Genomic DNA, 24,448 nt, shown 5'->3' with positions numbered 1-24,448 from the left:
CCGCGCCCGGGGTAATCCTTTGCTATCAACTTTATCCGTTGTGTACACCGTGTCGACTCCGTATCGGTAATCAAGATCGTGAGTACGAACTGACAATGTGCCAATAATAAGGCTCAGTATTTGCGTTTTAGCCGGGCACAGCGAGCTGTGTCGGCGGATAGATCAACAACTACCCATCTGAGAAGAAATAAGAAGAAACGCTCCAGTGAGAACTGCCACGGCCGTTATCCCGAGTCCGAATACGTAGTACGGATTCGCGATCTCGGGGTTCGTGAGAAACAGGAACAGCAGCGGACCGGAACCCAGAAGAAGAACTAACGCACCGCGAAGCCTCGTATTCTCCGTTTCCGCAAAGAAACTCCGTACTGCTTCAGCCATGGTACTATATCGAGCGTCGTCTCGTATAGTAGTTGGTGGTCTGACACCGGTGTTGCCCGTGTTCGGGATGAAACGAGCTACCGCTGCCAGCGCTCGTAACCGAGACTCGCGCTCCCGATACCGAGTAACGCAACTGCGCTCGTCACGATCGGCGTATCGCATCGATTCACGCCCCCGTCCGGCGAGTACCCCATCCAGCCGCGGTGAAACTCGTAGAACTCGAACCCGCCGGGCGGCCCGTTACCTGTGTACCCGACGTCGGTACACGACGAGACCGGCAACTCGGGGAACGAGGGGCGATGAGGGTCGCTACGAACAGTCCGCTCGAGAGACAGCCGACTGCGACTACGTTCAACCGGGTGGGCATCGGTCGTAGTTACAATTCGGTGAACATACTTCTTGGGTGCTCGACGGCTGTAATAACCCTCTGAAGCAGTGATTAGCACCGCGGGCACGAACGCTCGACCGACAGTTCCGATCCCGATTCTCGTCGATCGATCCCGTCCGCCGTCTCCGCTCAGTCGGCTCGCTCGAGGCCGGTGATCTCGAACCGCGCGCCGCCGTCGGCGCCCTCGGTCACGCGGACGTCCCAGCCGTGGGCGTCGGCCACCTGTTCGACGATCGAGAGGCCGAACCCGGTTCCATCCTCGACGGTCGAGTAGCCGGACTCGAGCGCTCGTTCGCGTTGCGTCTCGGTGATTCCGTCGCCGTCGTCTTCCACGAAGAAGCCGTCCTCGAATCCGCCGACAGCGACCGTTACGTCAGCGCCGCCGTGTTCGATCGCGTTCCGCATGAGGTTCTCGAAGAGCTGCCGGAGACGGCTTCGATCGGCCCGAATCGTCCGGTCGAGATCGACGACGAGCGTCGCCTCGGCGGTCGCGACGTGGTCCCAACAGCACCGGGCGAACGCGTCGAGGTCGACCGGTTCCGTCTCCCCGATTCGCTCGCCGTCGTTGGCCAGCGACAGTAGATCCGTGATCAACGCGCTCATCCGTCGGTGTGCCCGCTCGACCTCGTCGAGGTGGTCGCTGTCGCAGTCCTCGCGGGCCAGTTCCAGTCTGCCCTGAGCGATGGTGAGCGGGTTCCGGAGATCGTGGCTCGCGACGGACGCGAACTCCGCCAGTTGCTCCTCGCGCTCCTTGCGACTCGAGATGTCCCGTCCGATGCACAACACCGCGGTCTCCCCCCGGTAGGAAATAATACTGGAACTGATCTCGACGGGGAACGTTTCCCCGGACTTCGTCTCGTGGACCGTCTCGAAGACCTGCACCTCGTCCTCCGGCATCCCCTCGATGAGGTCCGTGATTTCCTCGTCGTCGAGGCCCGCGTCGATATCGTGCGGGCGCATCGAACGCAGTTCCGCCTTCGAATAGCCGAGCGTTTCGACGGCGGCGTCGTTCACCGTCAGGAACGTGTGGTCGGGACCGATAACCCAGGCCGTATCGTTCATCCCGTTGATCAGTTCCTCGTACTCCGCGCGGGCCTGCTCGAGGTCGCGTTCGCGCTCCTTTCGGTCGGTGATGTCCTGAACCGCACCGCGGAGCGTCACGACCGTTCCGTCTTCGACCGTCGGAACGCCTTGGACCCGAAGCCAGCGGATCTCGCCGTCCGGTCGTCGCGCCCGCACTTCCATGTCGAAGGAATCGCCGTAGTCGAGCGCCGCTTCGACGGCGCGTTCGACGGCCGGGCGGTCGTCCTCGTGGTAGACCGAGAGGGCCTCCTCCAGCGAGGGCACCTCGTCGTACCCCAGCAGTTCGAAGAGGTGGTCCGTCCAGAACACGTCTCTCGTGTCCGTATCGAGTTCCCAGCCGCCGACGTCGGCGATGCGCTCGGTCTTCTCGAGGAGGTCGCTCGTCCGCTCGAGTTCCCGCTCGCGTCGCTTTCGGTCGGTGATGTCGCGGACGAAGCCGACGATCCGGGAGACGGTTTCGCCGTCGAAGACCGGTTTGGTCTCGGCGCGAACCCACCGCCGTTCGCCGTCGGGGCGAACCACGCGGTATTCCATCTCGTCTTCCGCACCGTTCGAGAGCCGCTCCATCGACCGACGCACGCGCTCCCGGTCGTCGGGGTGGACGGCGTCGAGGAAGGACCTGGAATCCTCCCGAAGGGTGTCGATCGGCCGGCCCCAGATCGCTTCGTACGCGGAGTTGACGAACAGCAGCTCGCTCCAGTCGCCGTCGAACAGAAAGAGCACGTCGTTCGTGTTCTCGGCGATTCGAGAGAGTTTCCGCTCGGCGTCCTCGATGGCGCGTCTCGCTCGATACTGTTCGACGGCGTTGCCGATCCGGTTCGCCAGCACCGCGTACTGACTGGTGGTGGACTCCTTCCGGAGGTAGTCCGTGACGCCGGCCGAAATCGCCTCGCTGGCGACCGCTTCGCTGCCCTTGCCCGTAAACAGGAGAAACGGCAGGTCCGGGTAGTCCGCGCGGACGGCTTCGAGAAACGCGATCCCGTCCCGACCGGGCATGTCGTAGTCCGAGACGACGCAGTCGACCTCGTGGTCGGCGAGGAACGCGAGGCCCTCGCCGGCGCTGGCGACCGTTTCGACGCTGAACCGGTCGTCCTCCCGCTCGAGAACGGTCGCGGCTAACTCGGCGAGACTCGGATCGTCGTCGACGAGAAGAATCCGAACGGTATCGCCCATTACCGTTGCACACGGCTTCGATACCAAAATTGTTCTGGCGTCTCTCCGGCTCTCGACCGACGGGTCCGGGCGCCCCGCGACTCGAGGCCATCCTCGTTAGGCACATCGTTTTTGCCGGAATTCGTTGGAGAGTTCCGTATGGTGGACAAGACCCTTTCCGCCGAGGAACTCACGCGCGACGAGGCCGCCGAACGACTCCGCGAGCTGGCCGACGAGCTCGAGGGCGACGGCCCGGCGTCGGTCCGGACGGGGAACAAGACGGTGGAGCTCCGGCCGTCGCAGTCGATCGCCTACGAGCTGGGCGTCCGCGAGCGGTCGTCGATCCTGCGGGGCTCGCACGAAACGATCTCCCTCAAAATGGACTGGAAGCCGCCGAAGTCGTCCGACGGGGAGTGAGCGGCGCCGTCGTCGACTCGTTACAATTTCTTCACGGGAACCCGACGCCGGCGAGCGGCTCGAACCAGACGGCGGTGACGAGCACGGCGAGGAAGACGTAGGAGCCGCGGACGAGCAACATCGTAGCGACGGTCGGCTCCGCGCGGCGGGCGACGAGCGCGACCGCGCCGAAGGCGAGCGCGGCCAGCGCCGTCGTCGGCGGGAAGACGCGAGCGACGGCGAAGGCGAGGACGGCCAGCAGGGCCGTCAGCATCAGCCCGTAGGCCAGCGCGTACGCGCGGTCCGGCCCGACGGTGACGGCGACGGTGCGCTTCTCGATCGACCGGTCGTAGTCGTAGTCCTGGGCGTCGTCGATGACCTTGACCCCCGACAGGAGCACGAGGAAGACGAGGGCGAACCCCAGCGCGACGCCGCTGATCGTCCCGGCCTGCGCGTAGAACCCGCCGAGGATCGCGAGGGCGATCCCGAGCGGGTAGCCGGTCGTCGCGGTGAGGGGGTTCGTGTCCAACTGCGGCGCGTGGTGGTAGGCGATCAGCCACGTGGGCAGCGTCAGGGCGACCGCGATCGGATCGACGAGCGCCCACAGGAGCCCGCAGCAGGCGGCGAAGACCGCCGTCGAGAGCGCCAGACCCACCCGACACCCTCGCTCGGTCAGCGGGTGCTCGTCGTCCTCGCCGCGGACGTGGAAGTCGACGTAGCCGTCCTTGACGTGGGCCGTGTAGACCGCGGCGAAGATCGCGACGGCGTGGATCGCCGCGACCGTCGGATCGATCCGCCCGGCGAGGACCGCACCGAACAGCGCCGCCGCGACCGGCGGCGTCATGAAGACGGGGTGGACCTGTGACAGGAACGCTCGCACCGTCGCTCGCGGGCCCGTACCGGTTCTCGCGAGGGCCATACTCGAGCGACAACGAACTGATGTATAATACCCGGGCCGGCACGCCGTTCGCTGCGGGTCGGGTGTACCCGTGGGCCCCGATACGCTCGCCGCGGATTCGGGCCGGTCTCTCCGCAACCGGCGCGTCGCTCCGTAACGCACAGTTTGATGTGCCGTCCCGTGCCACTGACGGGCATGACAGAGGGGTACACCGGAGCCGATCTCTTCACGGACGCGCTCGAGTCCTACGGCGTCGACTACGTCTTCGGGAATCCGGGAACGACGGAGCTACCGATCGTGGAAGCGATCGGCGAGAGCGACCTCGAGTACCGGCTCGGGCTCCACGAGGACATCGCGGTCGGGATGGCCGGCGGCTACGCCCAGCGGCGTCGGTACCACGCCCACCACGACGACTCGATCACGCCGGTCGGGGTGGCCAACCTCCACATCGCGCCCGGACTGGCCCACGGACTGGGGAACCTCTACGCGGCCGAGGTCGCCGGCGCGCCGCTGGTCGTCACCGCGGGCAACCACAGCACCGACTTCCGCCACGAGGAGCCGATCCTCTCGGGCCGACTCGCCGACATGGCCCGCCAGTTCTGCAAGTGGTCCGACGAGGTGTTAGACGTCGCCGCGCTTCCGACGATGCTCCGGCGGGCGTTCCGGGTCGCGATGACGCCCCCGACCGGGCCGGTCTTCCTCGCGTTGCCGCTCGACGTCACGATGGCCGAGACCGACGCCGAGCCCGAGCGGCTGGGCCCGATCCCGAACGCGGGCAGCGGCGACCCCGCACAGCTCGAGCGGGCCGCCGACCTGCTGGCCGAGGCCGACGATCCGGCGTTGGTCGTCGGCGACCACGTCGCCCGCTCGGGCGCCGACGCCGTCGCCGCGGCGGACGAACTCGCCGAGGCGACCGGCGCCCGCGTCCACGGCGAGATCCTCTCCTGCGAGGTCGACTTCCCGACCGACCACGACCAGTGGGTCTCCTACCTGCCGACCAGCGAGGACGCCGCCGCGACGTTGATGGACACCGACACGATCTGCTTCGCCGGCGTCTCGACGAACACGACGCTGACCCGCCACGAGGAGGCGCTGGTCGACCCCGACACGACCTGCATCCATCTCAGCGACGACGCCTGGGAGGTCGGGAAGAACCAGCCCGCCGACGCGGCGGTCGTCGGCGATCCCGGCCTCGTCATGCAGGAACTGACCGAGCGCGTACGGGGCAAACTCTCCGACGACGTCGTGGCCGACCGCCTCGAGTCGGTCGCCGAGGTGAAGGAACTGGTCGCGGCCGAGATGTCGGGCTACGGCGAGGGCGACGCCGAGGACGACCCGCGCGCTTCGAAGGCCGAACTGGTCGACGCGATGGAACGCGTCGCGGGCGACGCCGCCATCGTCGACGAGGGCGTCACCTCGAAGTACGCCATGCTGACGCGGTGGGAGTTCGCGCCCGAGCAGTACATCTCGAACAAGGGCGGCGGTCTCGGCTACGGGCTCCCGGCGGCGGTCGGCGCGGCCGTCGCGGAGGCCCAGCGGGACGACCCCCGCGACGTGGTCGGCTTCATCGGCGACGGCTCCTACCAGTACTATCCCCACTCGATCTACAGCGCCGCCCGCTACGATCTGGACCTGACGGTCGTCATCTCGGACAACCGCAACTACCGCATCCTCAAGGACAACACCCTCCACCTCATGGGCGGCGAGGAGGAGGACTACGAGTTCGTCGGCATGGACTTCGAGCCCGGCGTCGACCTCGTGCAAAACGCCGAGAGCCACGGCGCCAGCGCCGAGCTCGTCGAAACCCCCGACGAAATCGACGAGGCGCTGGCGGACGCGCTGGCCCGGGACGGCCCGGACGTCCTCGACGTGCTGGTCCACGACTGAGCCGAGCGCCGAACGGCCGGGCCCTCGAGGGCGGGCAACGTCCGACCGAGGGGCCGGTCGCATCAGTGGTAGGCCGGTAGACACTTGACCGTCGTTGATGCAGAGAGAGGTATCACGGATGGGCTGGATGATCAACCCGTACAGCATCGTGCTGTTGCTGTCCCTCGCCGTCGCCGTCGGGACCGCGGTCGCGGCGTGGCGGTCGCGTCCGGCCGCCGGTTCGGTCCCGCTCTCCGCGCTGATGGCGAGCGTCGCGTTCTGGCTGGGAACGCACGTCCTCGAGGTCGAGTCGACGGCGTTCGTCTGGAAGGCCCGCTGGGCGGACCTCCAGTGGGTGTCGGCCGCCCTCATCCCGACGCTGGTTCTCGTCTTCGCTCTCGAGTACACGGGGCGGGACCGCTGGCTCACCCGCCGCCGACTCGGGCTGTTGGCGATCGAGCCGCTGGTCATGATCGGCCTGTTGGCGCTCAACGGTCGGACCCGCGTCCTGTGGGGGCCGCCGTTCGAGGCGACGGTCCCGCTGAACGTCCCGTGGGCCGACCCGGCGACGGTCGTCACCGCGGAGCCGAACGTCGGGCTGTTCGTCCACCTCGCGTACGCGACGCTCTGTCTCGCGGCCACCGCGATCGTCGTCCTCGACGTCGCAGTTCGGAGCAACAGCCTCCACCGCTGGCAGGGGATCGCCCTCCTCGTCGCGGTGGCGGTTCCCTGGTCGTCGGCCGTCGTCGCGAGTTCGTCCCTCGAGATCATCGGGACGACCCCGATCGGGCTGACGATCACCGGGCTCGCGATCACGTTCGGCCTCTACCGCTACCACCTGCTCGAGCTCGCGCCGATCGCGCGCAACGAGGTCGTCGCCAACCTCGAGGACGGCGTGCTCGTCGTCGACGCCGACCGTCGGATCATCGACAGCAACCCCGTCGCACAGCGTCTGTTCGAGCGGGACCGCGACGCGCTCGTCGGTACTCCCGTCGACGACGTCGTTCCGACGGTCGACGTCGACGCGGTGATCGATGCGCCCTCCGAGGACGGCGACGATCACGTCGCCCAGTTCTCGCTCGCCGACGGCGCCGAGCGTCGCACCTACGAGCTCTCGGTCTCGCCCATCGACGGCCGCGGCGGCCCTCTCGGCTGGACGATCGTCGTCCACGACGTGACCGACCGCGTCCGACGGGAGCGCGAACTCGAGCGCAAGAACCGCAAGCTCGACGAGTTCGCCAGCGTGGTCAGTCACGACCTGCGCAACCCGCTGACGGTGTCGAAGGGCTACCTCGACCTGCTCGAGGAGGAGTACGATCCCGAGCACGTCCGCACGATCGCTCGGTCCCACGAGCGAATGGAGGAACTGATCGACGACGTCCTGACGCTCGCCCGCCAGGGGCAGGCCGCCCTCGAGCCCGAACCCGTCGCCCTCGAGACCGCGGCGAGGGCGGCCTGGGAGACGGTCGACACGGGCGACGCCGCGCTTACGGTCGCCGACGATCGGACGATCCGCGCCGACCCCGCACAGTTCCGCCAGTTGCTCGAGAACCTGTTTCGGAACGCTGTCGAACACGGTTCGACAGGCTCTCCTTCGCAAGCTCAGGAGGACGCCGTGGAGCACGGCTCCACGAGCCCTGACTCGCACGCTCGTCAGGACGACGGAAGACGCTCCGCGTCTTCCGAGCCCTCGGTCGCTGACGCTCCCGAGGACAGCGTGGAACACGGTTCCACGGGCAGTCGGCCGCAGGCCGACGACAGTGTCGAGCACGGCTCGACAAGCAGTCAGCGCGAGAACCGCGCTGACGACAGCGTGGAACACGGCTCTGCGTCCCTCGAGTCGCGGCCTCGCCGGCAGGTCGAACGCGACGGCGGCGCCGTCACCGTCACCGTCGGCGCGCTCGAGGACGGGTTCTACGTGGCGGACACGGGTCGGGGCTTCGCGGCCGAACCCGACCGCCTCTTCGAGCCGGGATACACGACCGGCGACGGGGGAACGGGGCTCGGACTGTCGATCGTCGCCGACGTCGTCGACCACCACGGCTGGTCGATCGCGGCGAGCGACGCCGACGGCGGCGGCGCGCGATTCGAGATTACCGGCGTCGAGTTCGTCGAGGCGACCGACGACGAATGAAGGTCGCGACTCGAGCCCTCGCCGTCAGCGCCGCGGCTTCCGCACGCCCTCACCGTCTTCGGTTTCCGGGAAGAGTTTGCCCGGATTCAGGGTTCCCGTCGGATCGAGCGCGTGTTTGATCGACCGCATGGCGTCGACGGCGCCCGCGCCGTGTTCCGGCTCGAGGTACTTCCGTTTCCCCTGACCGATGCCGTGTTCGCCGGTCGCGGTCCCGCCTATTTCGATCGCCCGCTCGACGACCTCGCGGTAGACTCGGTCGCCCCGCTCGAGTTGGTCGGGATCGTCCGGATCGACGAGGGGGCTGTAGTGGAGGTTGCCGTCCCCCGCGTGCCCGTAACAGGGGACGAGGAGGTCGTGCTCGTCGGCGAGCCGTTTGACCTCGCGGACGATCTCGGGGTAGGAACTGATCGGCACCGTCACGTCGCCGGGGTGGAGCGGCCGGAGCTCAGGTTCGTAGTTCCGCATGGCGTACGCCAGTTCCCGGCGGGCCTCCCAGAGGTCGGCCATCGCCGTCTCGTCGGCGCTCACTTCGAACCGGCGGACGCCGTGGCCCTCGAAGATCGTCCGGCAGAGGTCGATCTCCGTCTCGATCCCGTGGTTGGCGTGGAACTCGAGGAAGACCATCGGCGCGTCGGGGAGGTCGCCGCCGAGGTAGCGGTTCGCCATCCGGGCGCTCAGCCCGTCGACGAGTTCGATCTTGGCGACGTCGACCTCGGTGCGCACCGCCTCGGAGATGGCCTCGGCCGCGTCCTCGAGCGTCTCGAAGATCGCCCGTCCGCCGCGGATCTGTTCCGGCCGGCCCGACAACTCGAGGGTGGCTTCGGTGACCACCGCCAGCGTCCCCTCGCTGCCGACGAGCAGGTCGGTCAGGTTGTAGCCGCTCGAGGTCTTGCTCGCCCGCGACCCGGTCTCGACGACGGTCCCGTCCGCGAGGACGGCCTCGAGTCCGAGCACCCAGTCGGCGACCTCGCCGTACCTGACCGTCTGCATCCCGCTGGCGTCGGTCGCGATCATCCCGCCGATCGTGGAGATGTCGCCCGAGGAGGGCAGCGGCGGGAAGAAGAGGCCGTCCGGCGCGACGTGCTCGTCGACGGCCGAACCGATGATTCCAGGTCCGACGTCGATCTGAAAGTCGTCGGGCCGGTAGTCGACGATCGCGTCCATCCGCGTCAGATCGAGGCTGATCCCGCCGCGGGCCGGGACGGCGTTGCCCTCGAGCCCCGTGCCGGCCGCGTAGGGCGTGACCGGAACGCCGCGCTCGGTCGCGGCCTCGAGGACGGCCGAGACGTCGGCCGTGCGCTCGGGGTAGACGACCGCGTCAGGCAGTACGCCGCCGCTCCGCTCGGTGCCGAAATCGGCCGCGTGCGATTCTCGGCGTCCCTCCGCGAACGAGAGCTGGTCGTCCGCGAGGTCGAGGTCCTCGAGGAACGAGCAGTCGTGTGTCATACGGGCACATTATTCACTACCTGCATCAATGTTTCCCGACGTACCTTTTTACGCCTCGGGATTCCTCACTGCGTTCGGAACCGCTCGGCGCAAAAATCTACGCTAAAAAGGCCGCCTTCACGGGCTTCGCCCGTTCCGGCGGTACTCTCTCGTTGAGCCTTCGCGCAGCGTCGCTACGCGAACGGTCGTCGAGACCGGAGTCCGACATTACTCGGGACTGCTGATTAGAGCACGTTACCGGATTCGAACGAGAGCTGTTATCGGAGACACAGTATATTGGAGTGTTTTCACTGGTCAACTACTACACTTCTCGGACCCCTGATACCGATCATGACCGACGATTCCAATCCAGTCCAAACGGGGGATGGGGCCGAGAACGAGCTAGCGGAGCTTCACTATCACCTCGAGGCCACCGCCGAGTTGCCGATCGACCGGACGGCGAACCGCTGGCTCGGCGAGGCCGAAGCCGTCGCTGCCGACGTCGCGACGAGCGACCTCGATCGGACGACGGTCCTCGAGCGAGTCGAGAAGATTCAGCACCTGCTCGCGGAAGTCGACGAAACGGGCCACGAGGGAGCCGACGATCACCTCGAGGCGGCGAAGGAGGTCTGTACAGAGATTCTCGAGGACGGTGGGTCGACGCCTCCGTAGCCGTGTCCAGTCCCGTTGCGACGCGAGCCGACCGTGCGATGCGGCGATTCTTCCTTCCATAGAATAACCGAGAGGATTTATTATAGGGTGCGCAGAAATAATAGATACATGACAGTTTCTCCGTCGTCGCCGACGCGAACGTTCGAATGGATCGACGGCGCGATTCCCCGCTACGAGTCGTTCTTCACGGTGGACGAACACCGCGAGCGCGACCGGGCGCTCGCGGCCGAGCACGATCACGTCGAGTACGACGAACGCGGCGAGAGCGCGAACGGCGAGCCGCTGTGGACGGTCACCGTCGGCGACGGCGACCGGAGCGCGCTCCTGTTCGGCGCGCCCCACCCGAACGAACCGATCGGGTCGATGACGATCGACTTCCTGCTCCACGAACTCCCCGTTCACGCTCTCGAACTACGCGCAGAACTTCTACCGAACGCCGCCGGACGAGCAGGTCGAAGCCACCTTTCCGGTCGAACGCGAGGGCTACGCCTTCGACGACCCGGCGCCGGGGACGCGGGCGCTGATGGACCTGATCGAGACCCGCCGCCCGGAGTTCGTCTACAGCTTCCACAACGCCGCGTTCGGCGGCTGTTACTACTACCTCTCCGACCCTCTCGAACCGCTCTACGACGCGCTCTCGTCGCTCCCGGGGGAGTACGACGTTCCGCTCCACCGGGGCGAACCCGAGTGGTTCGCGATGGAGGCGTTCGACGACGTCGTCTATCGACTGCCGACCTTCGCGGATCAGTTCGGCGACGTTCAGGACCAAGACGACGTCGACCCCGAAACGGCGCTCCTCGGCGGCAACGCCTACGACTACGCCACCCGGTTCAACGAGGACGTCGTCGAACTCGTCGTCGAACTGCCGTACTTCCGCGATCCGCAGATACGGGATCGAACCGAACTCGAGCGCACCCGCGCGGACGTCATCCGGGAGGGGGTTCGAAAGCGGCAGACGCTCCTCGAGGCGATGCGAGACGGGATCGATGCCGTCGCCGAGCACTTACCGGAGACGCCGATGGCCCGGGAGGCGACGGGGGCCGTCCCCCACTTCGAGGACGAACTCGAGTCGAAACTCGAGTGGGCGGAATCGGCCGCGGAGACGGACCAACCGGCGACGGTCGCCCAGCGCGTCGACGAGCACTTCCTCAGGCAGTATCACCTATTGACGTACCTGGGGATGCTGGTACGATCGATCGACCGCGCCGCGATGAGCGCCGACGGGGGCGCTCGCGAGACACTCGCGGAGACGAAAGCCGCGCTCGAGGACGTCTTCTTCGAGCGACTCGAGGATATCCGAGCGGAACTCGACTACGAGACGATCCCGATCTGGAAACTCGTCGCGATCCAGGCCCGCGCGGGACTGCTCTGTCTGGACACCCTGCAGAACCGACCCGAGCGGTGACGTCGAACGCGAATCGAGACGTCCACCGTTCCGCGATCGGTCGAGCGCGCGGCTGAACGAAAACATCATAATTTTATGTGATTGGCTGTCGCGGTAGCGGACGATGACAGTCAGCCGACCGATTCGACTACCGTGGAGGACGGATCCGTGAACGCCGAGTTGGACCTGCTGGTGCGGCTCAACGACTACGAGCGCCCGCAGGACGTCGCCGACCGCGCCGTGCAGGCCGAGGAATTGGGCTTCGACCGCATCACGGTCGGCGAGACGACCGGCTGGAACATCGTGCCGCCGCTGACGCTGGCCGCCGACCGCACTGAGGAACTGGGCATCTCCAACGACGTCATCTCGCCGTACGGCCGCTCGCCGGCGCTGCTCGCCCAGACGGCGCTGACGATGCACGACGCCTCCGACGGGCGGTTCCGCCTCGGTCTCGGCCCGAGTTCGCCCGCGATCACCGAACGCTGGCACGGCCTCGAGTTCGACCGACCGCTCCGGCGCACGCGCGAGGCCATCGAGGTGATCCGGTCGGTCTACGACGACGGCAATCCGGCCTACGAGGGCGAAATCTTCGATATCGCCGGACTCGGTTACGAGCGCGAGGTTCCCGAGAACCCGCCGCCGATCGACCTCGGGACGCTCGGCCCGACGGCCACCGAGATGGCCGGCCGCTTCGGCGACGGCTGGACGCCCCAACTCTTCACGAAAGCGGGCCTCGAGGATCGCCTCGACGACCTCGAGCGAGGGGCCGACCTCGCGGACAAGGACCTCGAGGACCTGCGCGTGGCCCCGATCGTCCGCGGAATCGCCAGCGAGGACCGCGAGGCCGCGCGGGCGAAGGCGCGATCGACGATCGCGTTCCTGCTCGGCGCCTACGGCCCCTACTACGGCAATTCGGTCGCCGAGCAGGGGTACGCCGACGTCGTCGCGGACGTTCGGGCGGCCTGGGACGACCGAGACACGGACGCGATGGCCGCAGCCCTTCCCGACGCGGCGCTTGACGACCTCGCCCCGGCAGGAACGCCCGACGAGGTCCGGGAGTGGGTCGACGAGTACGCGGCCATCGAGGGCGTCGACGCGGTTCGAATCGGCTTCGTCAACGAGATGACCGAGGACGAGAAGGTGACGACGATGGAAGCGGTCGCCGATCTCGTCTGACCCGTTCACGGGAGGCTTCACGATACCGACGCCACCGTCGCTATTTCGACCGGTGCCGGCCGAGTGTTTCGATCGCACTCACAGATCGGTTAAATACCGTGCGACGCCTATAGGGGGTATGATTCCGCCCGGCAACTCACCGTCCGCGAGCCCCGATGTGGACGATTTCAGCGGCGAGGACGTCGATACGGTGATGGGACTGTTGGCCGATCAGCGGCGACGAGCGCTGTTGCGCTTCCTCGAGCGCGCCGACGGCACCGCGACGCTGTCCGAGATCGCGGAAGCGATCGCGACCGAGGCACGGAACCCCGACCCGGGAGCGATTTCGGACCTCGCCGGCGTCTCCTCGCGGGACGTACGGGAGGTTCGCATCTCGCTGCACCACCTTCACGTCCCGAAGTTGGCCGCCGCGGGCGCGATCGACTACGATTCGGAGACGGAGACGCTCACGCTCCGCGAGCGCGGCCGCACGCTGCTGGACCGGCAGGAGGCCGTCTGCGGACCGCTTCGATAACGGGTTTCGGCGAGTTTCTCGAGCGAGCAGCGAACTGTTGTTCTGTAGTAGATAGCGAACTGGACAGCGCAGCGTAGGTCGCTATCGCGTCGTCACGGAATCGCCTGTCGAACCCCCGAACGTGGTCGCGTTACGGCTCGAGGACCAACTTTCCGAGGAAGCTGTCGTTCATCACGTCGCGCTGAGCCTGGGCCGCCTCCTCGAGGTCGTACGTTCGCGCGAGTTCGATCGACAGCTCGTCGGTCGCCAGGAGGTGGGCGACGCCGCGCAGCGGGACGCGCAGGTCCGGCGTGTTGAACATGCTCATGAACTGGTAGCTGACGTCCTTCGAGCGGGCGGCGCCGTCGTTCGAGAAGCCCGGATCGGGGCTGTTCTCGCCGATCCCGACGACGCGACAGCCGGTCGCGGCGACGTCCGCGTCGAACTGGAGGTAGTCGTCCAGCCGGTGGTCTAACACGGCGTCGACGCCCCCGTCGCTGGCCTCGAGGACGGCGTCCGCGAGGTCGTCGCGCCCGTAGTCGAGGACCGTTTCGGCGCCGAGGTCCGCGAGGGTCTCGTGATACTCCGCCGAAGCGGTGGTGATGACCCGTGCGCTGACCGCGTCGGCGATCTGAACCGCGGCGTGGCCGACGCCGCCGGAGCCGCCGTGGACCAGACAGCGCTCGGCGGGGTCGAGCGCGGCGTGGTCGACCAGCGCGCGCCAGGCGGTGACGGCGGCGACGCCCGCCGCGCCGGCCTCGGACAGGTCCGCGCCGTCCGGCAGGTGAACCACCCGGTCCGTCGGGACCGTCGCGTACTCGGCGTAGGCGCCCTGGAAGCCGCCGTTGCCGATTCCGGTTCCGAAAACGCGGTCGCCCGCCGAGAAGCCGTCGACGCCCGCGCCGGTCTCGGCGACGACGCCGGCGAAGTCGACGCCCGGCGTGAAGGGCACGCCGACCGGTTCGTACGAGCCGTCCCGGAAGTAGGTGTCGACGGGGTTGATCCCCGCGGCGGCCACCTCGAGGAGCAGTTCGTCCTCGCCGGGCTCGGGTCGGTCGACGTCGTCTACCTGCAGTACGTCCGCGTCGCCGTGGTCGTGAAGGCGTACAGCGCGCATCTCGTTGGTACCATGCCCGCAGAGGCGTATAAGACTACAGTTCCCGGCGGCTCGCGCGGTCGACGAGTGGTCGAATCGTCGCGGCTGCACCAGCAAGTCCAACCCTTCTCCGTTTGACGACTCTACCCGAACACATGGTAGATATCGACGTCGACGGCAGCGAACTCGAGGACGTGTCGGTCGCGGTGTTCCTCGCGCAGGAGGGCACCGAGGAGGTAGAGTTCGTCGAACCGAAGGACCTCGTCACCGACGCCGGTGCGACGGTCGACGTCGTCGGGAGCGAGACCGGCGAGGGGCAGACGGTGAACAACGACTTGGAGGAGAGCGAGAGCTACGAGATCGAGAAGGGCTTCGACGAGGTCTCCGCGGACGACTACGACGCGGTGATCGTCCCCGGGGGCACCGTCGGCGCGGACACCCTCCGGACGCGAGACGAGGGCGTCGAACTGCTCCGCCAGCACGTCGAGGCCGGCAAGCCGACGGCCGTCATCTGTCACGGCCCGTGGACGCTGGTCGAGGCGGACGTCGTCGACGGGAAGCAACTGACCTCCTACCACAGCCTCCAGACCGACGTCCGTAACGCCGGCGGCGAGTGGGTCGACGAGGAGGTCGTCGTCGACGACGGCCTGATCACGAGTCGGAACCCGGACGACCTCGAGGCCTTCTGCGAGACGATCCTCGAGGAATTCGACGAGCGGAGCTAACGGGAACGGCTTCGCGGCGGTCGATCGCGACGGGATTTCTCGGCCGAACCTACTCGCGGACGCCGCGTTCGGTACGTCGCCGTACTCCTCGTCGCGGATTCAGTAGCCCGTCCCCTCTACGCTACCGACGGCGTGAGAACACGTCTCGGTAGCGACGGCCGCTCAGCAGACGTCCTGGGACTACTCGAGCATATAAACAGTGCGGCGAACATATTCTGCCGGTTCTCACCCGATAGGAACCGCCTGTCCCCCTATTCGTGGGGAATTCATATGCCCGTCTATGAGCGAACACGCTCCGGCTGCCGGAACGGGAATCTCGCGGCGGAAGCTCCTCCTGGTCTCCGGTGCGGCGGGAATTTCCGCCTTCGCGGGCTGTGCCACGGGCGGTACGCCGTCTGAGACCGGACCGGAGACGGTCCCGCGGACCGTCGCGGACCACTCGTCGCCCGACCTCGAGAAGTGGATCGACGAGGTACCGCGTCCGGGCGCCGCAGAGCCGACCGGGACGAAGGACGGACAGCCCTACTACGAACTCGAGATGAACGAGTTCGAACAGAAACTCCACAGCGACCTGCCGCCGACGACCGTTTGGGGGTACGACGGGCAGTTCCCCGGCCCGACGATCGAGGCCGAGCAGGGCGAGCCGATCTACGTGCGGTGGCAGAACGACCTGCCGGACGAGCACCTCCTGCCGGTCGACACGACGGTTCACGAGGAGCTGATCCCGTACGATATCGACGGCGTTCGGACCGTCACGCACCTCCACGGCGGGAACGTCGAAGCCGCGAGCGACGGCAAGGCCATGGGATGGTTCACCCGTGACTTCGCGGAAAAGGGTCCGAAATTCGAAAAAAAGGACTACTACTACGTCAACGACCAGCCGCCGGCGACGCTGTGGTATCACGACCACGCGGTCGGCATCACGCGACTGAACGTCTACGCCGGCCTCGCGGGGTTCTATCTCCTCCGGAACGACCACGAGCGGGAGCTCGGACTGCCCGAAGACGAGTACGAGATCCCGCTCGTGATTCAAGACCGGAGTATCGACGAGGACGGGTCGCTGTTCTATCCCTCGGCCGTTTCGGCGGACCGAGGCGGCGACGATTCGCACCCCGAGACGAGCATCGTTCCGGAGTTCTACGGGGACGTCCCGGTCGTCAACGGGAAGGCCTGGCCGCGGCTCTCCGTCGAACCCGAGACGTACCGGTTTCGACTCCTCAACGGGTCCAACAGCCGATATTACAATCTCGAGCTGCTCGAGTACGACGAGGCCACGGGCGAGACGGGCGGCGCGGGCCCGTCGTTCGTCCAGGTCGGGAACGACGGCGGCCTCCTCTCGGAGCCGGTCGAGATCGACGGCCGCCTCGAGATGGGGGTGGGACAGCGCGCCGACGTCGCCGTCGACTTCTCCGACTACGCGGGGGAGACGTTGCTGCTCCACAACGACGCACCGTCGCTGTACCGCGGTTCCGTCGATAACAGCGACGAGACGAAGCCGCTCTCCGAGATCGTGCTCGTCGACGTCGCGGAGTCGGGGTCGGCCGAGGAGCCCGAGACGGTGCCCGAGACGTTGACCGACGTCCCCGACCTCCGCGCCGAGTCGGTCGACCAGCACAGGCACCTCACGCTCGCCACGGGGAGCGACGAGTACGGTCGGATGAAACACTTCCTGGGGAACCGAGAGCAGTCGTCGGGGTACGCGCTCGACGATCCCGTCACCGAGGAGCCGGAGCTCGGGTCGACCGAGATCTGGAGCATCGCCAACAATACCGCGATGTCTCACCCCATGCACCTTCATCTCGTCCACTTCCAGGTGCTGGGACGAGAGTCGCTGAGCGACTACGATTCGGATACGGACGGCGTCGATCCGGACGCGCTCGAGTCGCCCGAGCCGTACGAACTGGGCTGGAACGACGTCGTCACCGTCGATCCCGCAGAGGTCGTTCACGTGATCGTTCACTTCGGGGAGTACGAGGGGCTATTCAACGACCAGACGGGCGAATACATGTGGCACTGTCACATGATCGAGCACGAGGACTACGACATGATGCGCCCCTTCAGGGTGCTGCCCGCTGACGACGACAGCGACGAGTAGCTCCTCCCCGACTACTCGAGACGCGTCGTCACCGCGGTTCCCGAGAGGTTGACCCACAGCATTCCCTCGCCCATCTCCTCGTAATCGAACGACGCGCCGACGACGGCGTCGGCGCCGAGTTCCTCGGCCTCCGCGCGGATGTCGGCGACCGCCTCCTCGCGGCCCGTCGCGATCTTCTTCTCGTAGGAGCCGCTGCGCCCGCCGACGATATCGCGGATACCGGCGGCGATATCGCTGACGACGTTCGCGCCGATGATCGCCTCGCCCGAGACGATGCCGCGGTACTCGACGATCTCTCGGCCCTCGAGACGATCCGTCGTTGTGATGGTGATCTCGTCCATATACGTGGATAGAGGACGGACGGGACTATAAACGTGTTACTCGAGCTATCAGTCTCGCGAATCGGGACGGCGGCGACCCTTACTGCACCGCCCGCGTCGCGTCGTCGATGATCTCGAGGGCCGCCTTCAGATCCTCGGTGCCCGTCGCGTACGAGAGTCGGGCGTACCCCTCGCCGTGTTCGCCGAAGGCGTCGCCCGGCACCACGACCACGCCGCGGTCCAGCACCTCGTCACACCAGCCCTCGGGCACCTTCGGCATCGCGTAGAAGGCCCCCTCCGGCGTCGGTACCTCGAGGCCGGCGTCCTCGAGGCCGTCGACGACGAGGTCGCGCCGCCGTTCGAACGTCTCGACCATCTCCTCGACCGGCTCTTGGGGGCCCGTGAGCGCCGCCTCGGCCGCGTACTGAGCGGGCGCGGAGGCGCAGGCCTGGCCGTACTGGTGGACGCGCAGCATCCGCTCGATGCGGCGGTCGGAGGCGGCGACCCAGCCCAGCCGCCAGCCGGTCATCGAGTAGGTCTTCGAACAGGCGCTGACGACGACCACGTTGTCGGTCTCGGCGAACTCCATCGGCGAGCGGTGTGCGCCCTCGAAGACGATGTGCTCGTAGACCTCGTCGGAGAGACAGAGCACGTCGTGCTCGTCGGCGATGCGGGCGAACTCGCGCATATCCGCCTCGCTCTGGACCGCGCCGGTCGGGTTCGCGGGGCTGTTGACGACGAAGACGGCGGTGTCGTCGGTGATGGCTTCCTCGACGGTCGCGGGATCGAGCGTGAGGTCCTCGCGCAGCGGCACCGGTTTGGGCGTCCCGTCGGCGATGTTCGTCAGGGCGTCGTAGGAGACGAAGCCGGGATCCGGGAAGATGACCTCCTCGCCCGGATCCACGTGGGCCTGCAGGACGAGGTGCAGCGCCTCGCTGCCGCCCGAGGTCGCGATGACGTCCGCGGGATCGATCTCGAGGCCGTAGTCCCGGTCGTACTTCGCCGAGATCGCTTCCCGGAGGCTGCGCGTGCCCTTGTTCGACGTGTAGGCGTCCGTGTGGCCCGATTCGATCGCTTCGATCGCCCCGCGGCGAGCGTGGGCGGGCGTCGGGAAGTCCGGCTGTCCCAGCCCGAGGTTGATCGCGTCCTCGCTGGCGGCTTCGAACACTTCGCGAATCCCGCTGATCGACACCTGCTCGACCCGATTGGCGAACTCGGTCATGCCTAAACCGGTGAGGGCGACCCCGATAACGCTTGCTGTGTTCGCCGTCGTCCCCCGAGCAGCGGACCTCCGGTTCCACTAATTTCGCCGCGCTGACAGCCGAGCCGGCCTGCCACAAGGAATATACAGTTGCTGACGAAGGTGAGGATGATGACTACGTTTCGCCGAACGGTTCTCGCGTCCGGCGCGACCGGCGCGCTCGCGCTCGCGGCCGGCTGTCTCGATTTCGCGCTCGGAAACGGCCCGCTCGAGGTCGCGGCCGAACGCGCGGCACCGACCGACGACGCGCTCGAGGCGGCCGACTACGAGGAGAAGGCAGTCGAGCAGGAGACCATCGAGGAGAGCGTCGACGTCGGCGTCGAGCGCGACGTCGAAGCGACGGTCTGGGCCTCGACGTACACGAAGGAGATCGAGCACCGCGGCACCGAGGGCGAGGGCTGTGCGTTCGCCGCGATTTCGATCCCCGACGTCTCGGTCGCGGGCCGGTCGTTCAATCCGATCGGGGAGTTGAGCAACGAGGAACTGCTCTCGGAGTACGGCGACAAGTTCGAGCGCGGCGGCGCCTCGATCGAGAACCTCACGCACCGGGAGTCGTTCGGCCTCGAGATCCTCGGCGACGGCCGGTCGGTCGACGTGTTCGAGGGGACGACGACGTTCGAGGGCGACGAAATCGACGTCGACGTCGCGGTGACGTCGTTCGCACACGAGGACGATCGACTGGTGCTGGTCGGCAGCTATCCCGCCGCGCTCGCCGCGGAGTCGGCGACCGTCGAGGAGCTGCTGGAGTCCGTCGAACACCCCGTCTGATCGAGCGCCGGCTCGACGTTCGGGCTCGAGTCCGTCGAGTCCGTCGGGAGATCGGCCCGTTTCACCGCTCGTCCCGTACTCGTCGCCTTTCACCACGGCGCCGTCGCTACTCCGATAGCGCGCGAAAAAGGGACGGCAGTTCGTCGGTCGTTAGTAGAACTCGCGGACGAGGTCCATCGCGTCTTCCGGCGCGCCGTCCGGAATGTCCGACATGTCCTCGGTGACGCCGTGTTTCTCGTGGTACGGGACGGAGTTTTCGTCCTGGTACATGACGCCCTGGTACTCCTTGTCGCTGTCGAGGATGACTTCCTTGGCGGCCTCGTAGTCGTTGGGGTCGTGACCTTCGTCCTGGAGGTCGACGAGGTTGTCGCGGAAGTAGTCGTAGGTGTCGACGTCGTTGAACGTGACGCAGGGGCTGAAGACGTTGACGAAGCCGAAGCCGTCGTGCTCGATCGCTTTCTGGACGATCTCCTGGTGGCGCAGGGCGTCGGAGGCGAACGACTGGGCGATGAAGGACGCCCCGGAGGCCAGCGCCAGGGCCAGCGGATTGACCGGCGGCTGCTTGGGGCCTTCGGGGGTCGTCGACGTCTCGAAGTCGGACCGCGAGGTCGGCGAGGCCTGCCCCTTCGTCAGGCCGTAGATGCGGTTGTCCATGACGACGTAGGACATGTCGACGTTCCGGCGGACGGCGTGGACGAAGTGACCGGCACCGATCGAGTAGCCGTCACCGTCCCCGCCGGCGACCATCACTTCGATGTCCGGACGGGCCATCTTGACGCCGGTGCCGACCGGGAGCGCACGGCCGTGGACCCCGTGGAGGGCGTAGCTGTGCATGTAGGTCCCGATCTTGCCGGAACAGCCGATCCCGGCGACCACGAACGTGTTGTCGGGGTCGTTGCCGGTCTCGGCGAGGGCTTTCATCATGCCGTTCATCGTCCCGAAGTCGCCGCATCCGGGACACCAGGTCGGCTGCTTGTCGGATTTGAAGTCGGTGAATCGTACGTCTGAGCTCATTATGCAGGCACCTCCGCGGAGAGTTGCTCGGTGATCTGTTCGGCGAGTTCGTCCGCCTTGAAGCGGACGCCGGTATACTTGTTGATGCGCTTGACGCGGGTAAGTACGTCGTGTTCGATCAGGTCGGCGAACTGGCCGGTCGCGTTACACTCGACGACGATCACGTCGTCGGCGGCCTCGATCTCCTCCGAGAGGTCGGGCCGCGGGAAGATGTAGGGCACCGAGATCACGCGGACGTCGATGCCGTCCTCCTCGAGGTAGTCGAGGGCTTCGACGAGCGCGCCCTCGTTCGAGCCCCACGAGATGATGAGGTTGTCGGCGTCTTCGTCGCCGAACTCGCGGTAGTCCCAGTCCTCTTCCTCCTGGGCGGTCTCGACTTTCCGGTAGCGCTTGTCGACCTGCCGGACGCGTTCGTCCTGATCCTCGGTCCGGCGACCGAGCTCGTCGTGCTCGAGGCCGGTGGACATGTGAGCGCCGTCGACCGTGCCGGGGATCGCGCGCGGGCTGACGCCGTCGTCGGTGACGGCGTGGGCGCGGAAGTGACCCTGCGCGTCGAGCCACTCGTCGACCTCGTCGTCGTCGACGAGCTTGCCGCGGTCGATCTCGACGTCGTCCATGTCGAAGGCTTCCGGCGGGAACGTCTGTTCGGTGACGGACATCGCCAGGTCCGAGACCAGGAACACCGGCGTCTGGTACTTCTCGGCGAGGTTAAACGCCTCGACGGTCTTCCAGAAGCACTCGGTGATCGACGTCGGCGTGATGACGAACCGCGGCACCTCGCCGTGGCCGCCGTACAGCGCCATGTTGAGGTCGCCCTGTTCCTGCTTCGTCGGCATCCCCGTCGAGGGACCGGAGCGCTGGACGTCGGCGATGACCAGCGGCGTCTCGCTGGTCGCGACCAGACCGAACGTCTCGGTCATCAGGTCGATCCCGGCGCCGGACGTCGCGGTCATGGCTCGAGCGCCCGCTCGCGCGCCGCCGAGCGCCATGTTGATCGCCGACAGCTCGTCTTCGGCCTGAACGACGTGGCCGCCGTAGTCCTCGATCCGGCCCGTCAGGTACTCCATGATCGAGGTCGCGGGCGTGATCGGGTAGCCGGCGTAGAACCGGCAGCCGGCGGCGATCGCACCCATGCCGATCGCCTCGTTGCCGTTGAGCAGGACGTAGTCGTTGTCCGTGGTCTCGACGCTGTAGCCGAGGTGCTCGAGGTCGTAGTTCTCCGCGACGTACTCCTGTCCGAGGCGCGCGGCCTCCTTGTTGTTCTCGACGATCTGCGAGCCCTTGCCGCCGAAGCGCTTCTCGAGGGCTTCGTCCAGGTACTCGACGTCGAAGCCGGTGATCTCACACGCGGCGCCGAGCGCGACGATGTTGCGCATGATCGCGCCGCCGGCGTCCTCGGCCAGCGACTTCAGCGGGACGTCGACCGCCGTCATCTCGTCGGGGATCTCGGCCTCCCAGGAGCGCTCGCCGTCGTAAATAATGGCGCTCCCGTCGTGGAGTTCGTCGAGATTCTCGTCGATCGTTCGCTGCGTGAGCGCGACCAAGATGTCCAGGCGATCGACGACGCTCTGGACCTCCTCGACGGAGGTTCGAATCTTGTAGGCTGTGTAGCCGCCGCGGATACGCGACGCGAAGTCTTTCGACGTGAATACGTGCCGTCCGGCTCGGGCGAGTGCCTGAGCGAAGATCTTACCCGTGGAGTCGATACCGTCCCCGGCCTCGCCTCCAACCGCCCAGTTGAGGTCCTCAGCCATGTTATGCCGACCCTTGCTCCCAGTAAATGAAAAGGCTTCTGAAAGCATAGCCGGACCTCCGCAACAGTCGCCGTTATGTCCGGGGCTAAGCGACAGTTTTCATTACTCAGTATCGAATTAATACGAGAATCGGAATACGAGACCGACTGCCGAAATCGCCGGGCAGCGACGCTGTGCCCGATCTATCATGATGTATTTCTCAGTATCTGACGCCGATCGAGCCGTCGCTTTTCGAGGACCGCTACCGACGGCCCGCCGGGGAACGGAACGCCTTTTCGACCGGCCGTTAAACGTGGTCGACATGCCAATCGAGGGGACGCCAGTCACCGTCGAATCGATCCGCGAAGTAGGCCCCGACACCGTCGCGCTCGAACTCGAGACGCCCGAGGAGTTCGACGCCCGCCCCGGCCAGTTCGTTCTGCTCCGGGCCGTGCCCCGTGACGTCGGCGGAGACGAGACGGTCGACGACGACGAGGTCGTCATGCGCCACTACACGCTCTCGTCCCCGTCGGTCGGCGAGACCTTCGAGATCACGGTCGGGATCGACCCCGAGGGCGATCTCTCGACGTGGCTGGCCGACCTCGAGGGCGGCGAGACCGTCCACGTCGAGGGCCCGTTCGGGACGATCACCTACGAGGGCGACGAGGACGTCGTCGCCGTCGCGGGCGGCCCGGGCGTCGGCCCCGCGGTCGCCATCGCCGAGGCGGCCCACGAGTCGGGCCACGACGCGGCCGTCATCTATCGGGCCGACGCGCCGGCCCACACCGATCGCCTCGAGGCCCTCGAGGACGCGGGCGCGGACGTCGTCGTTCTCGACGGCGACGACGACGCGGGGCTCGAGGACGCGCTCGAGAGCCACCTCGAGGACGGTCGGGTCTACGCGTTCGGCTTCGAGGACTTCGTGACGCTCGTCGCGGACACCATCGAGGACGCGGGCGGAGATCCCGACGAGGCGCTGATCGAAAACTTCGGCTGAGGTCGAGAGCGTCGGGTTCGACGCTCAAAAGGAAGACCGGTCGCTCGCAAGCAGTGAGTCTACGCGCGCCCGCGTGGTAGCGCGGCTATGGTAGACGAGGACCTCGAACTCGAGCGCGACATCGGCGAGGCGACGATCGTGTACGACGAACCCGACGAGACCGTCCGGAAGTCGGTGCCCAACGAACACATCGCCTACTTCCAGGACCACTGGATCATCAAGACCGGCGAGGACGACGAGGGGCGGGATATCGTCCGCCGGATTCCGGCCCGGCGCGTCCACTACGTCGAGCGTACCGTCGACGAGTTCGCGGAGGAGGTCGAGACGCTGGTCGATCAGGTTCAGTCGTTCGCCAGCGACCTCCGGACGAAGATTCCGGTCGGCGGAAGCGACAGCGGCGAGAGCGAACGGCCGGAACCCCACCGCATCGACGTCGACCGCGGCGAACCGAGCGAGAGCGAGAACCGACTCGAGTAGCCCGATACTCGGCGCCCCTCGTTCCGCTTTACTCAGTGTTCGACGAGTTCGATCAGAATCCCGCCGGTGTCCTTGGGGTGGAGGAACGCGACCGAGTGGCCCCACGCGCCGGGCCGCGGATCGTCGTCGATCAACGCGACGTCGTGGTCGCGCGCGGTCTCGAGGGCCGCCTCCACGTCATCGGTCGCGAGCGCGAGGTGGTGGATGCCGGCCCCGTTGTCCTCGAGATAGCGCGAAATGGTGCCGTCTTCGAGGGGTTCGAGCAGTTCGAAGTAGCCGTCGCCCGTCTCGAGGAAGACGACGCGCATGCCGTCGAACTCCTCCTCGTGGGCGACCTCGAGGCCGAAGAGGTCGCCGTACAGGGCGGCGAGTTCTCGTGCGTCCTCGGTCGCGATCCCTGCGTGATCGAAGTGCATGGATGGTCGTTTCTCGTGGTCGACAAATAGCGCTTGGATTCCGGACAATTAATCGTCTCGGATCGTGGCTTGCGGCGTTCGCTCGAGTGTTGGTATTGTAG

22 protein-coding genes are annotated in these 24,448 nt (G+C 66.9%); 12 read left to right on the top strand and 10 right to left on the bottom strand.

What is annotated here, in order from left to right:
• Nucleotides 1–162 precede the first annotated feature (162 nt).
• Nucleotides 163–378, bottom strand: coding sequence for an acyl-CoA dehydrogenase (locus HTZ84_RS06245; RefSeq protein WP_174679883.1), 216 nt, complete (start codon nucleotides 376–378; stop codon nucleotides 163–165).
• Between the two features lie 517 nt (nucleotides 379–895).
• Nucleotides 896–3,022 (bottom strand): PAS domain S-box protein, encoded by a 2,127-nt coding sequence (locus HTZ84_RS06240; RefSeq protein ID WP_174679882.1) that lies wholly within the window; start codon nucleotides 3,020–3,022, stop codon nucleotides 896–898.
• A gap of 138 nt (nucleotides 3,023–3,160) precedes the next feature.
• Here HTZ84_RS06240 and HTZ84_RS06235 point away from each other — a divergent pair, with 138 nt between their 5' ends.
• Entirely contained in the window at nucleotides 3,161–3,418 is a 258-nt protein-coding gene (locus tag HTZ84_RS06235; protein WP_174679881.1) for an amphi-Trp domain-containing protein, read from the top strand.
• A 31-nt stretch (nucleotides 3,419–3,449) separates the two neighbouring features.
• Here HTZ84_RS06235 and HTZ84_RS06230 read toward each other — a convergent pair whose 3' ends face one another.
• Nucleotides 3,450–4,316, bottom strand: a complete 867-nt coding sequence (locus HTZ84_RS06230; RefSeq protein WP_174679880.1) for a UbiA family prenyltransferase — start codon at nucleotides 4,314–4,316, stop codon at nucleotides 3,450–3,452.
• 174 nt (nucleotides 4,317–4,490) lie between these two features.
• Between HTZ84_RS06230 and HTZ84_RS06225 the strand changes: the two genes are divergently transcribed.
• Nucleotides 4,491–6,182, top strand: a complete 1,692-nt coding sequence (locus HTZ84_RS06225) for a thiamine pyrophosphate-binding protein (protein ID WP_174679879.1) — start codon at nucleotides 4,491–4,493, stop codon at nucleotides 6,180–6,182.
• Between the two features lie 118 nt (nucleotides 6,183–6,300).
• Nucleotides 6,301–8,295, top strand: coding sequence for a histidine kinase N-terminal 7TM domain-containing protein (locus tag HTZ84_RS06220; RefSeq protein WP_174682542.1), 1,995 nt, complete (start codon nucleotides 6,301–6,303; stop codon nucleotides 8,293–8,295).
• Between the two features lie 24 nt (nucleotides 8,296–8,319).
• On the opposite strand, the gene HTZ84_RS06215 is transcribed toward HTZ84_RS06220, so the two are convergent.
• The gene (locus tag HTZ84_RS06215) at nucleotides 8,320–9,741 is read right to left on the bottom strand and encodes an FAD-binding oxidoreductase (RefSeq protein WP_174679878.1); all 1,422 of its coding nucleotides are present in this window, start codon (nucleotides 9,739–9,741) and stop codon (nucleotides 8,320–8,322) included.
• Between the two features lie 330 nt (nucleotides 9,742–10,071).
• Between HTZ84_RS06215 and HTZ84_RS06210 the strand changes: the two genes are divergently transcribed.
• The 4 genes from HTZ84_RS06210 (at nucleotide 10,072) to HTZ84_RS06195 (ending at nucleotide 13,466) form a co-directional block, all read left to right on the top strand.
• A complete protein-coding gene (locus tag HTZ84_RS06210; RefSeq protein ID WP_174679877.1) occupies nucleotides 10,072–10,392 on the top strand; it encodes a hypothetical protein in 321 nt (106 codons plus the stop codon).
• 523 nt (nucleotides 10,393–10,915) lie between these two features.
• Nucleotides 10,916–11,797, top strand: coding sequence for a hypothetical protein (locus HTZ84_RS06205; protein ID WP_254611716.1), 882 nt, complete (start codon nucleotides 10,916–10,918; stop codon nucleotides 11,795–11,797).
• A 147-nt stretch (nucleotides 11,798–11,944) separates the two neighbouring features.
• The gene (locus tag HTZ84_RS06200) at nucleotides 11,945–12,952 is read left to right on the top strand and encodes a TIGR04024 family LLM class F420-dependent oxidoreductase (RefSeq protein ID WP_174679876.1); all 1,008 of its coding nucleotides are present in this window, start codon (nucleotides 11,945–11,947) and stop codon (nucleotides 12,950–12,952) included.
• Nucleotides 12,953–13,070: 118 nt separating this feature from the next.
• Nucleotides 13,071–13,466 (top strand): DUF7344 domain-containing protein, encoded by a 396-nt coding sequence (locus HTZ84_RS06195; protein WP_174679875.1) that lies wholly within the window; start codon nucleotides 13,071–13,073, stop codon nucleotides 13,464–13,466.
• 130 nt (nucleotides 13,467–13,596) lie between these two features.
• Here the strand turns inward: HTZ84_RS06195 and HTZ84_RS06190 are convergent, their stop codons facing one another.
• Entirely contained in the window at nucleotides 13,597–14,562 is a 966-nt protein-coding gene (locus tag HTZ84_RS06190) for an NADPH:quinone reductase (protein ID WP_174679874.1), read from the bottom strand.
• Between the two features lie 134 nt (nucleotides 14,563–14,696).
• Between HTZ84_RS06190 and HTZ84_RS06185 the strand changes: the two genes are divergently transcribed.
• Complete coding sequence (locus tag HTZ84_RS06185) at nucleotides 14,697–15,266, top strand: type 1 glutamine amidotransferase domain-containing protein (protein ID WP_174679873.1); 570 nt, start codon at nucleotides 14,697–14,699, stop codon at nucleotides 15,264–15,266.
• 280 nt (nucleotides 15,267–15,546) lie between these two features.
• Nucleotides 15,547–17,361: a multicopper oxidase family protein gene (locus HTZ84_RS06180; RefSeq protein WP_174679872.1), complete on the top strand. Its 1,815-nt coding sequence runs from the start codon at nucleotides 15,547–15,549 to the stop codon at nucleotides 17,359–17,361.
• Between the two features lie 11 nt (nucleotides 17,362–17,372).
• On the opposite strand, the gene HTZ84_RS06175 is transcribed toward HTZ84_RS06180, so the two are convergent.
• Nucleotides 17,373–17,702, bottom strand: coding sequence for a YbjQ family protein (locus tag HTZ84_RS06175; RefSeq protein ID WP_174679871.1), 330 nt, complete (start codon nucleotides 17,700–17,702; stop codon nucleotides 17,373–17,375).
• Between the two features lie 79 nt (nucleotides 17,703–17,781).
• Nucleotides 17,782–18,903, bottom strand: coding sequence for a pyridoxal phosphate-dependent aminotransferase (locus HTZ84_RS06170; RefSeq protein ID WP_174679870.1), 1,122 nt, complete (start codon nucleotides 18,901–18,903; stop codon nucleotides 17,782–17,784).
• A gap of 147 nt (nucleotides 18,904–19,050) precedes the next feature.
• Between HTZ84_RS06170 and HTZ84_RS06165 the strand changes: the two genes are divergently transcribed.
• Nucleotides 19,051–19,710, top strand: a complete 660-nt coding sequence (locus HTZ84_RS06165) for a DUF6517 family protein (protein WP_174679869.1) — start codon at nucleotides 19,051–19,053, stop codon at nucleotides 19,708–19,710.
• Nucleotides 19,711–19,860: 150 nt separating this feature from the next.
• Here HTZ84_RS06165 and HTZ84_RS06160 read toward each other — a convergent pair whose 3' ends face one another.
• Entirely contained in the window at nucleotides 19,861–20,724 is an 864-nt protein-coding gene (locus HTZ84_RS06160) for a 2-oxoacid:ferredoxin oxidoreductase subunit beta (protein ID WP_174679868.1), read from the bottom strand.
• On the bottom strand, nucleotides 20,724–22,478 hold the full coding sequence (locus HTZ84_RS06155; RefSeq protein ID WP_174679867.1) for a 2-oxoacid:acceptor oxidoreductase subunit alpha: 1,755 nt from the start codon (nucleotides 22,476–22,478) through the stop codon (nucleotides 20,724–20,726). Before HTZ84_RS06155 ends, HTZ84_RS06160 begins: the two co-directional genes overlap by 1 nt.
• 301 nt (nucleotides 22,479–22,779) lie before the next feature.
• Between HTZ84_RS06155 and HTZ84_RS06150 the strand changes: the two genes are divergently transcribed.
• A complete protein-coding gene (locus HTZ84_RS06150; RefSeq protein ID WP_174679866.1) occupies nucleotides 22,780–23,454 on the top strand; it encodes a ferredoxin--NADP reductase in 675 nt (224 codons plus the stop codon).
• 87 nt (nucleotides 23,455–23,541) lie between these two features.
• Nucleotides 23,542–23,931, top strand: a complete 390-nt coding sequence (locus tag HTZ84_RS06145; RefSeq protein ID WP_174679865.1) for a hypothetical protein — start codon at nucleotides 23,542–23,544, stop codon at nucleotides 23,929–23,931.
• 32 nt (nucleotides 23,932–23,963) lie between these two features.
• On the opposite strand, the gene mce is transcribed toward HTZ84_RS06145, so the two are convergent.
• Nucleotides 23,964–24,347, bottom strand: a complete 384-nt coding sequence (gene mce / locus HTZ84_RS06140; protein WP_174679864.1) for a methylmalonyl-CoA epimerase — start codon at nucleotides 24,345–24,347, stop codon at nucleotides 23,964–23,966.
• Between the last annotated feature and the right edge of the window lie 101 nt (nucleotides 24,348–24,448).

This window comes from Haloterrigena gelatinilytica (assembly GCF_013342145.1).
Taxonomy (GTDB): domain Archaea; phylum Halobacteriota; class Halobacteria; order Halobacteriales; family Natrialbaceae; genus Haloterrigena; species Haloterrigena gelatinilytica.
The sequence above is the reverse complement of the archived record's forward strand: the minus strand, read 5'-3'. Positions and strand labels throughout refer to the sequence as shown.

Excerpts from the sequence above, each read along its gene's own strand:
- HTZ84_RS06245 (WP_174679883.1), bottom strand. The coding sequence starts at position 378 with ATGGCTGAAGCAGTACGGAGTTTCTTTGCGGAAACGGAGAATACGAGG.
- HTZ84_RS06240 (WP_174679882.1), bottom strand. The coding sequence starts at position 3,022 with ATGGGCGATACCGTTCGGATTCTTCTCGTCGACGACGATCCGAGTCTC.
- HTZ84_RS06235 (WP_174679881.1), top strand. The coding sequence starts at position 3,161 with ATGGTGGACAAGACCCTTTCCGCCGAGGAACTCACGCGCGACGAGGCC.
- HTZ84_RS06230 (WP_174679880.1), bottom strand. The coding sequence starts at position 4,316 with ATGGCCCTCGCGAGAACCGGTACGGGCCCGCGAGCGACGGTGCGAGCG.
- HTZ84_RS06225 (WP_174679879.1), top strand. The coding sequence starts at position 4,491 with ATGACAGAGGGGTACACCGGAGCCGATCTCTTCACGGACGCGCTCGAG.
- HTZ84_RS06220 (WP_174682542.1), top strand. The coding sequence starts at position 6,301 with ATGGGCTGGATGATCAACCCGTACAGCATCGTGCTGTTGCTGTCCCTC.
- HTZ84_RS06215 (WP_174679878.1), bottom strand. The coding sequence starts at position 9,741 with ATGACACACGACTGCTCGTTCCTCGAGGACCTCGACCTCGCGGACGAC.
- HTZ84_RS06210 (WP_174679877.1), top strand. The coding sequence starts at position 10,072 with ATGACCGACGATTCCAATCCAGTCCAAACGGGGGATGGGGCCGAGAAC.
- HTZ84_RS06205 (WP_254611716.1), top strand. The coding sequence starts at position 10,916 with ATGGACCTGATCGAGACCCGCCGCCCGGAGTTCGTCTACAGCTTCCAC.
- HTZ84_RS06195 (WP_174679875.1), top strand. The coding sequence starts at position 13,071 with ATGATTCCGCCCGGCAACTCACCGTCCGCGAGCCCCGATGTGGACGAT.
- HTZ84_RS06190 (WP_174679874.1), bottom strand. The coding sequence starts at position 14,562 with ATGCGCGCTGTACGCCTTCACGACCACGGCGACGCGGACGTACTGCAG.
- HTZ84_RS06185 (WP_174679873.1), top strand. The coding sequence starts at position 14,697 with ATGGTAGATATCGACGTCGACGGCAGCGAACTCGAGGACGTGTCGGTC.
- HTZ84_RS06180 (WP_174679872.1), top strand. The coding sequence starts at position 15,547 with ATGAGCGAACACGCTCCGGCTGCCGGAACGGGAATCTCGCGGCGGAAG.
- HTZ84_RS06175 (WP_174679871.1), bottom strand. The coding sequence starts at position 17,702 with ATGGACGAGATCACCATCACAACGACGGATCGTCTCGAGGGCCGAGAG.
- HTZ84_RS06170 (WP_174679870.1), bottom strand. The coding sequence starts at position 18,903 with ATGACCGAGTTCGCCAATCGGGTCGAGCAGGTGTCGATCAGCGGGATT.
- HTZ84_RS06165 (WP_174679869.1), top strand. The coding sequence starts at position 19,051 with ATGATGACTACGTTTCGCCGAACGGTTCTCGCGTCCGGCGCGACCGGC.
- HTZ84_RS06160 (WP_174679868.1), bottom strand. The coding sequence starts at position 20,724 with ATGAGCTCAGACGTACGATTCACCGACTTCAAATCCGACAAGCAGCCG.
- HTZ84_RS06155 (WP_174679867.1), bottom strand. The coding sequence starts at position 22,478 with ATGGCTGAGGACCTCAACTGGGCGGTTGGAGGCGAGGCCGGGGACGGT.
- HTZ84_RS06150 (WP_174679866.1), top strand. The coding sequence starts at position 22,780 with ATGCCAATCGAGGGGACGCCAGTCACCGTCGAATCGATCCGCGAAGTA.
- HTZ84_RS06145 (WP_174679865.1), top strand. The coding sequence starts at position 23,542 with ATGGTAGACGAGGACCTCGAACTCGAGCGCGACATCGGCGAGGCGACG.
- mce (WP_174679864.1), bottom strand. The coding sequence starts at position 24,347 with ATGCACTTCGATCACGCAGGGATCGCGACCGAGGACGCACGAGAACTC.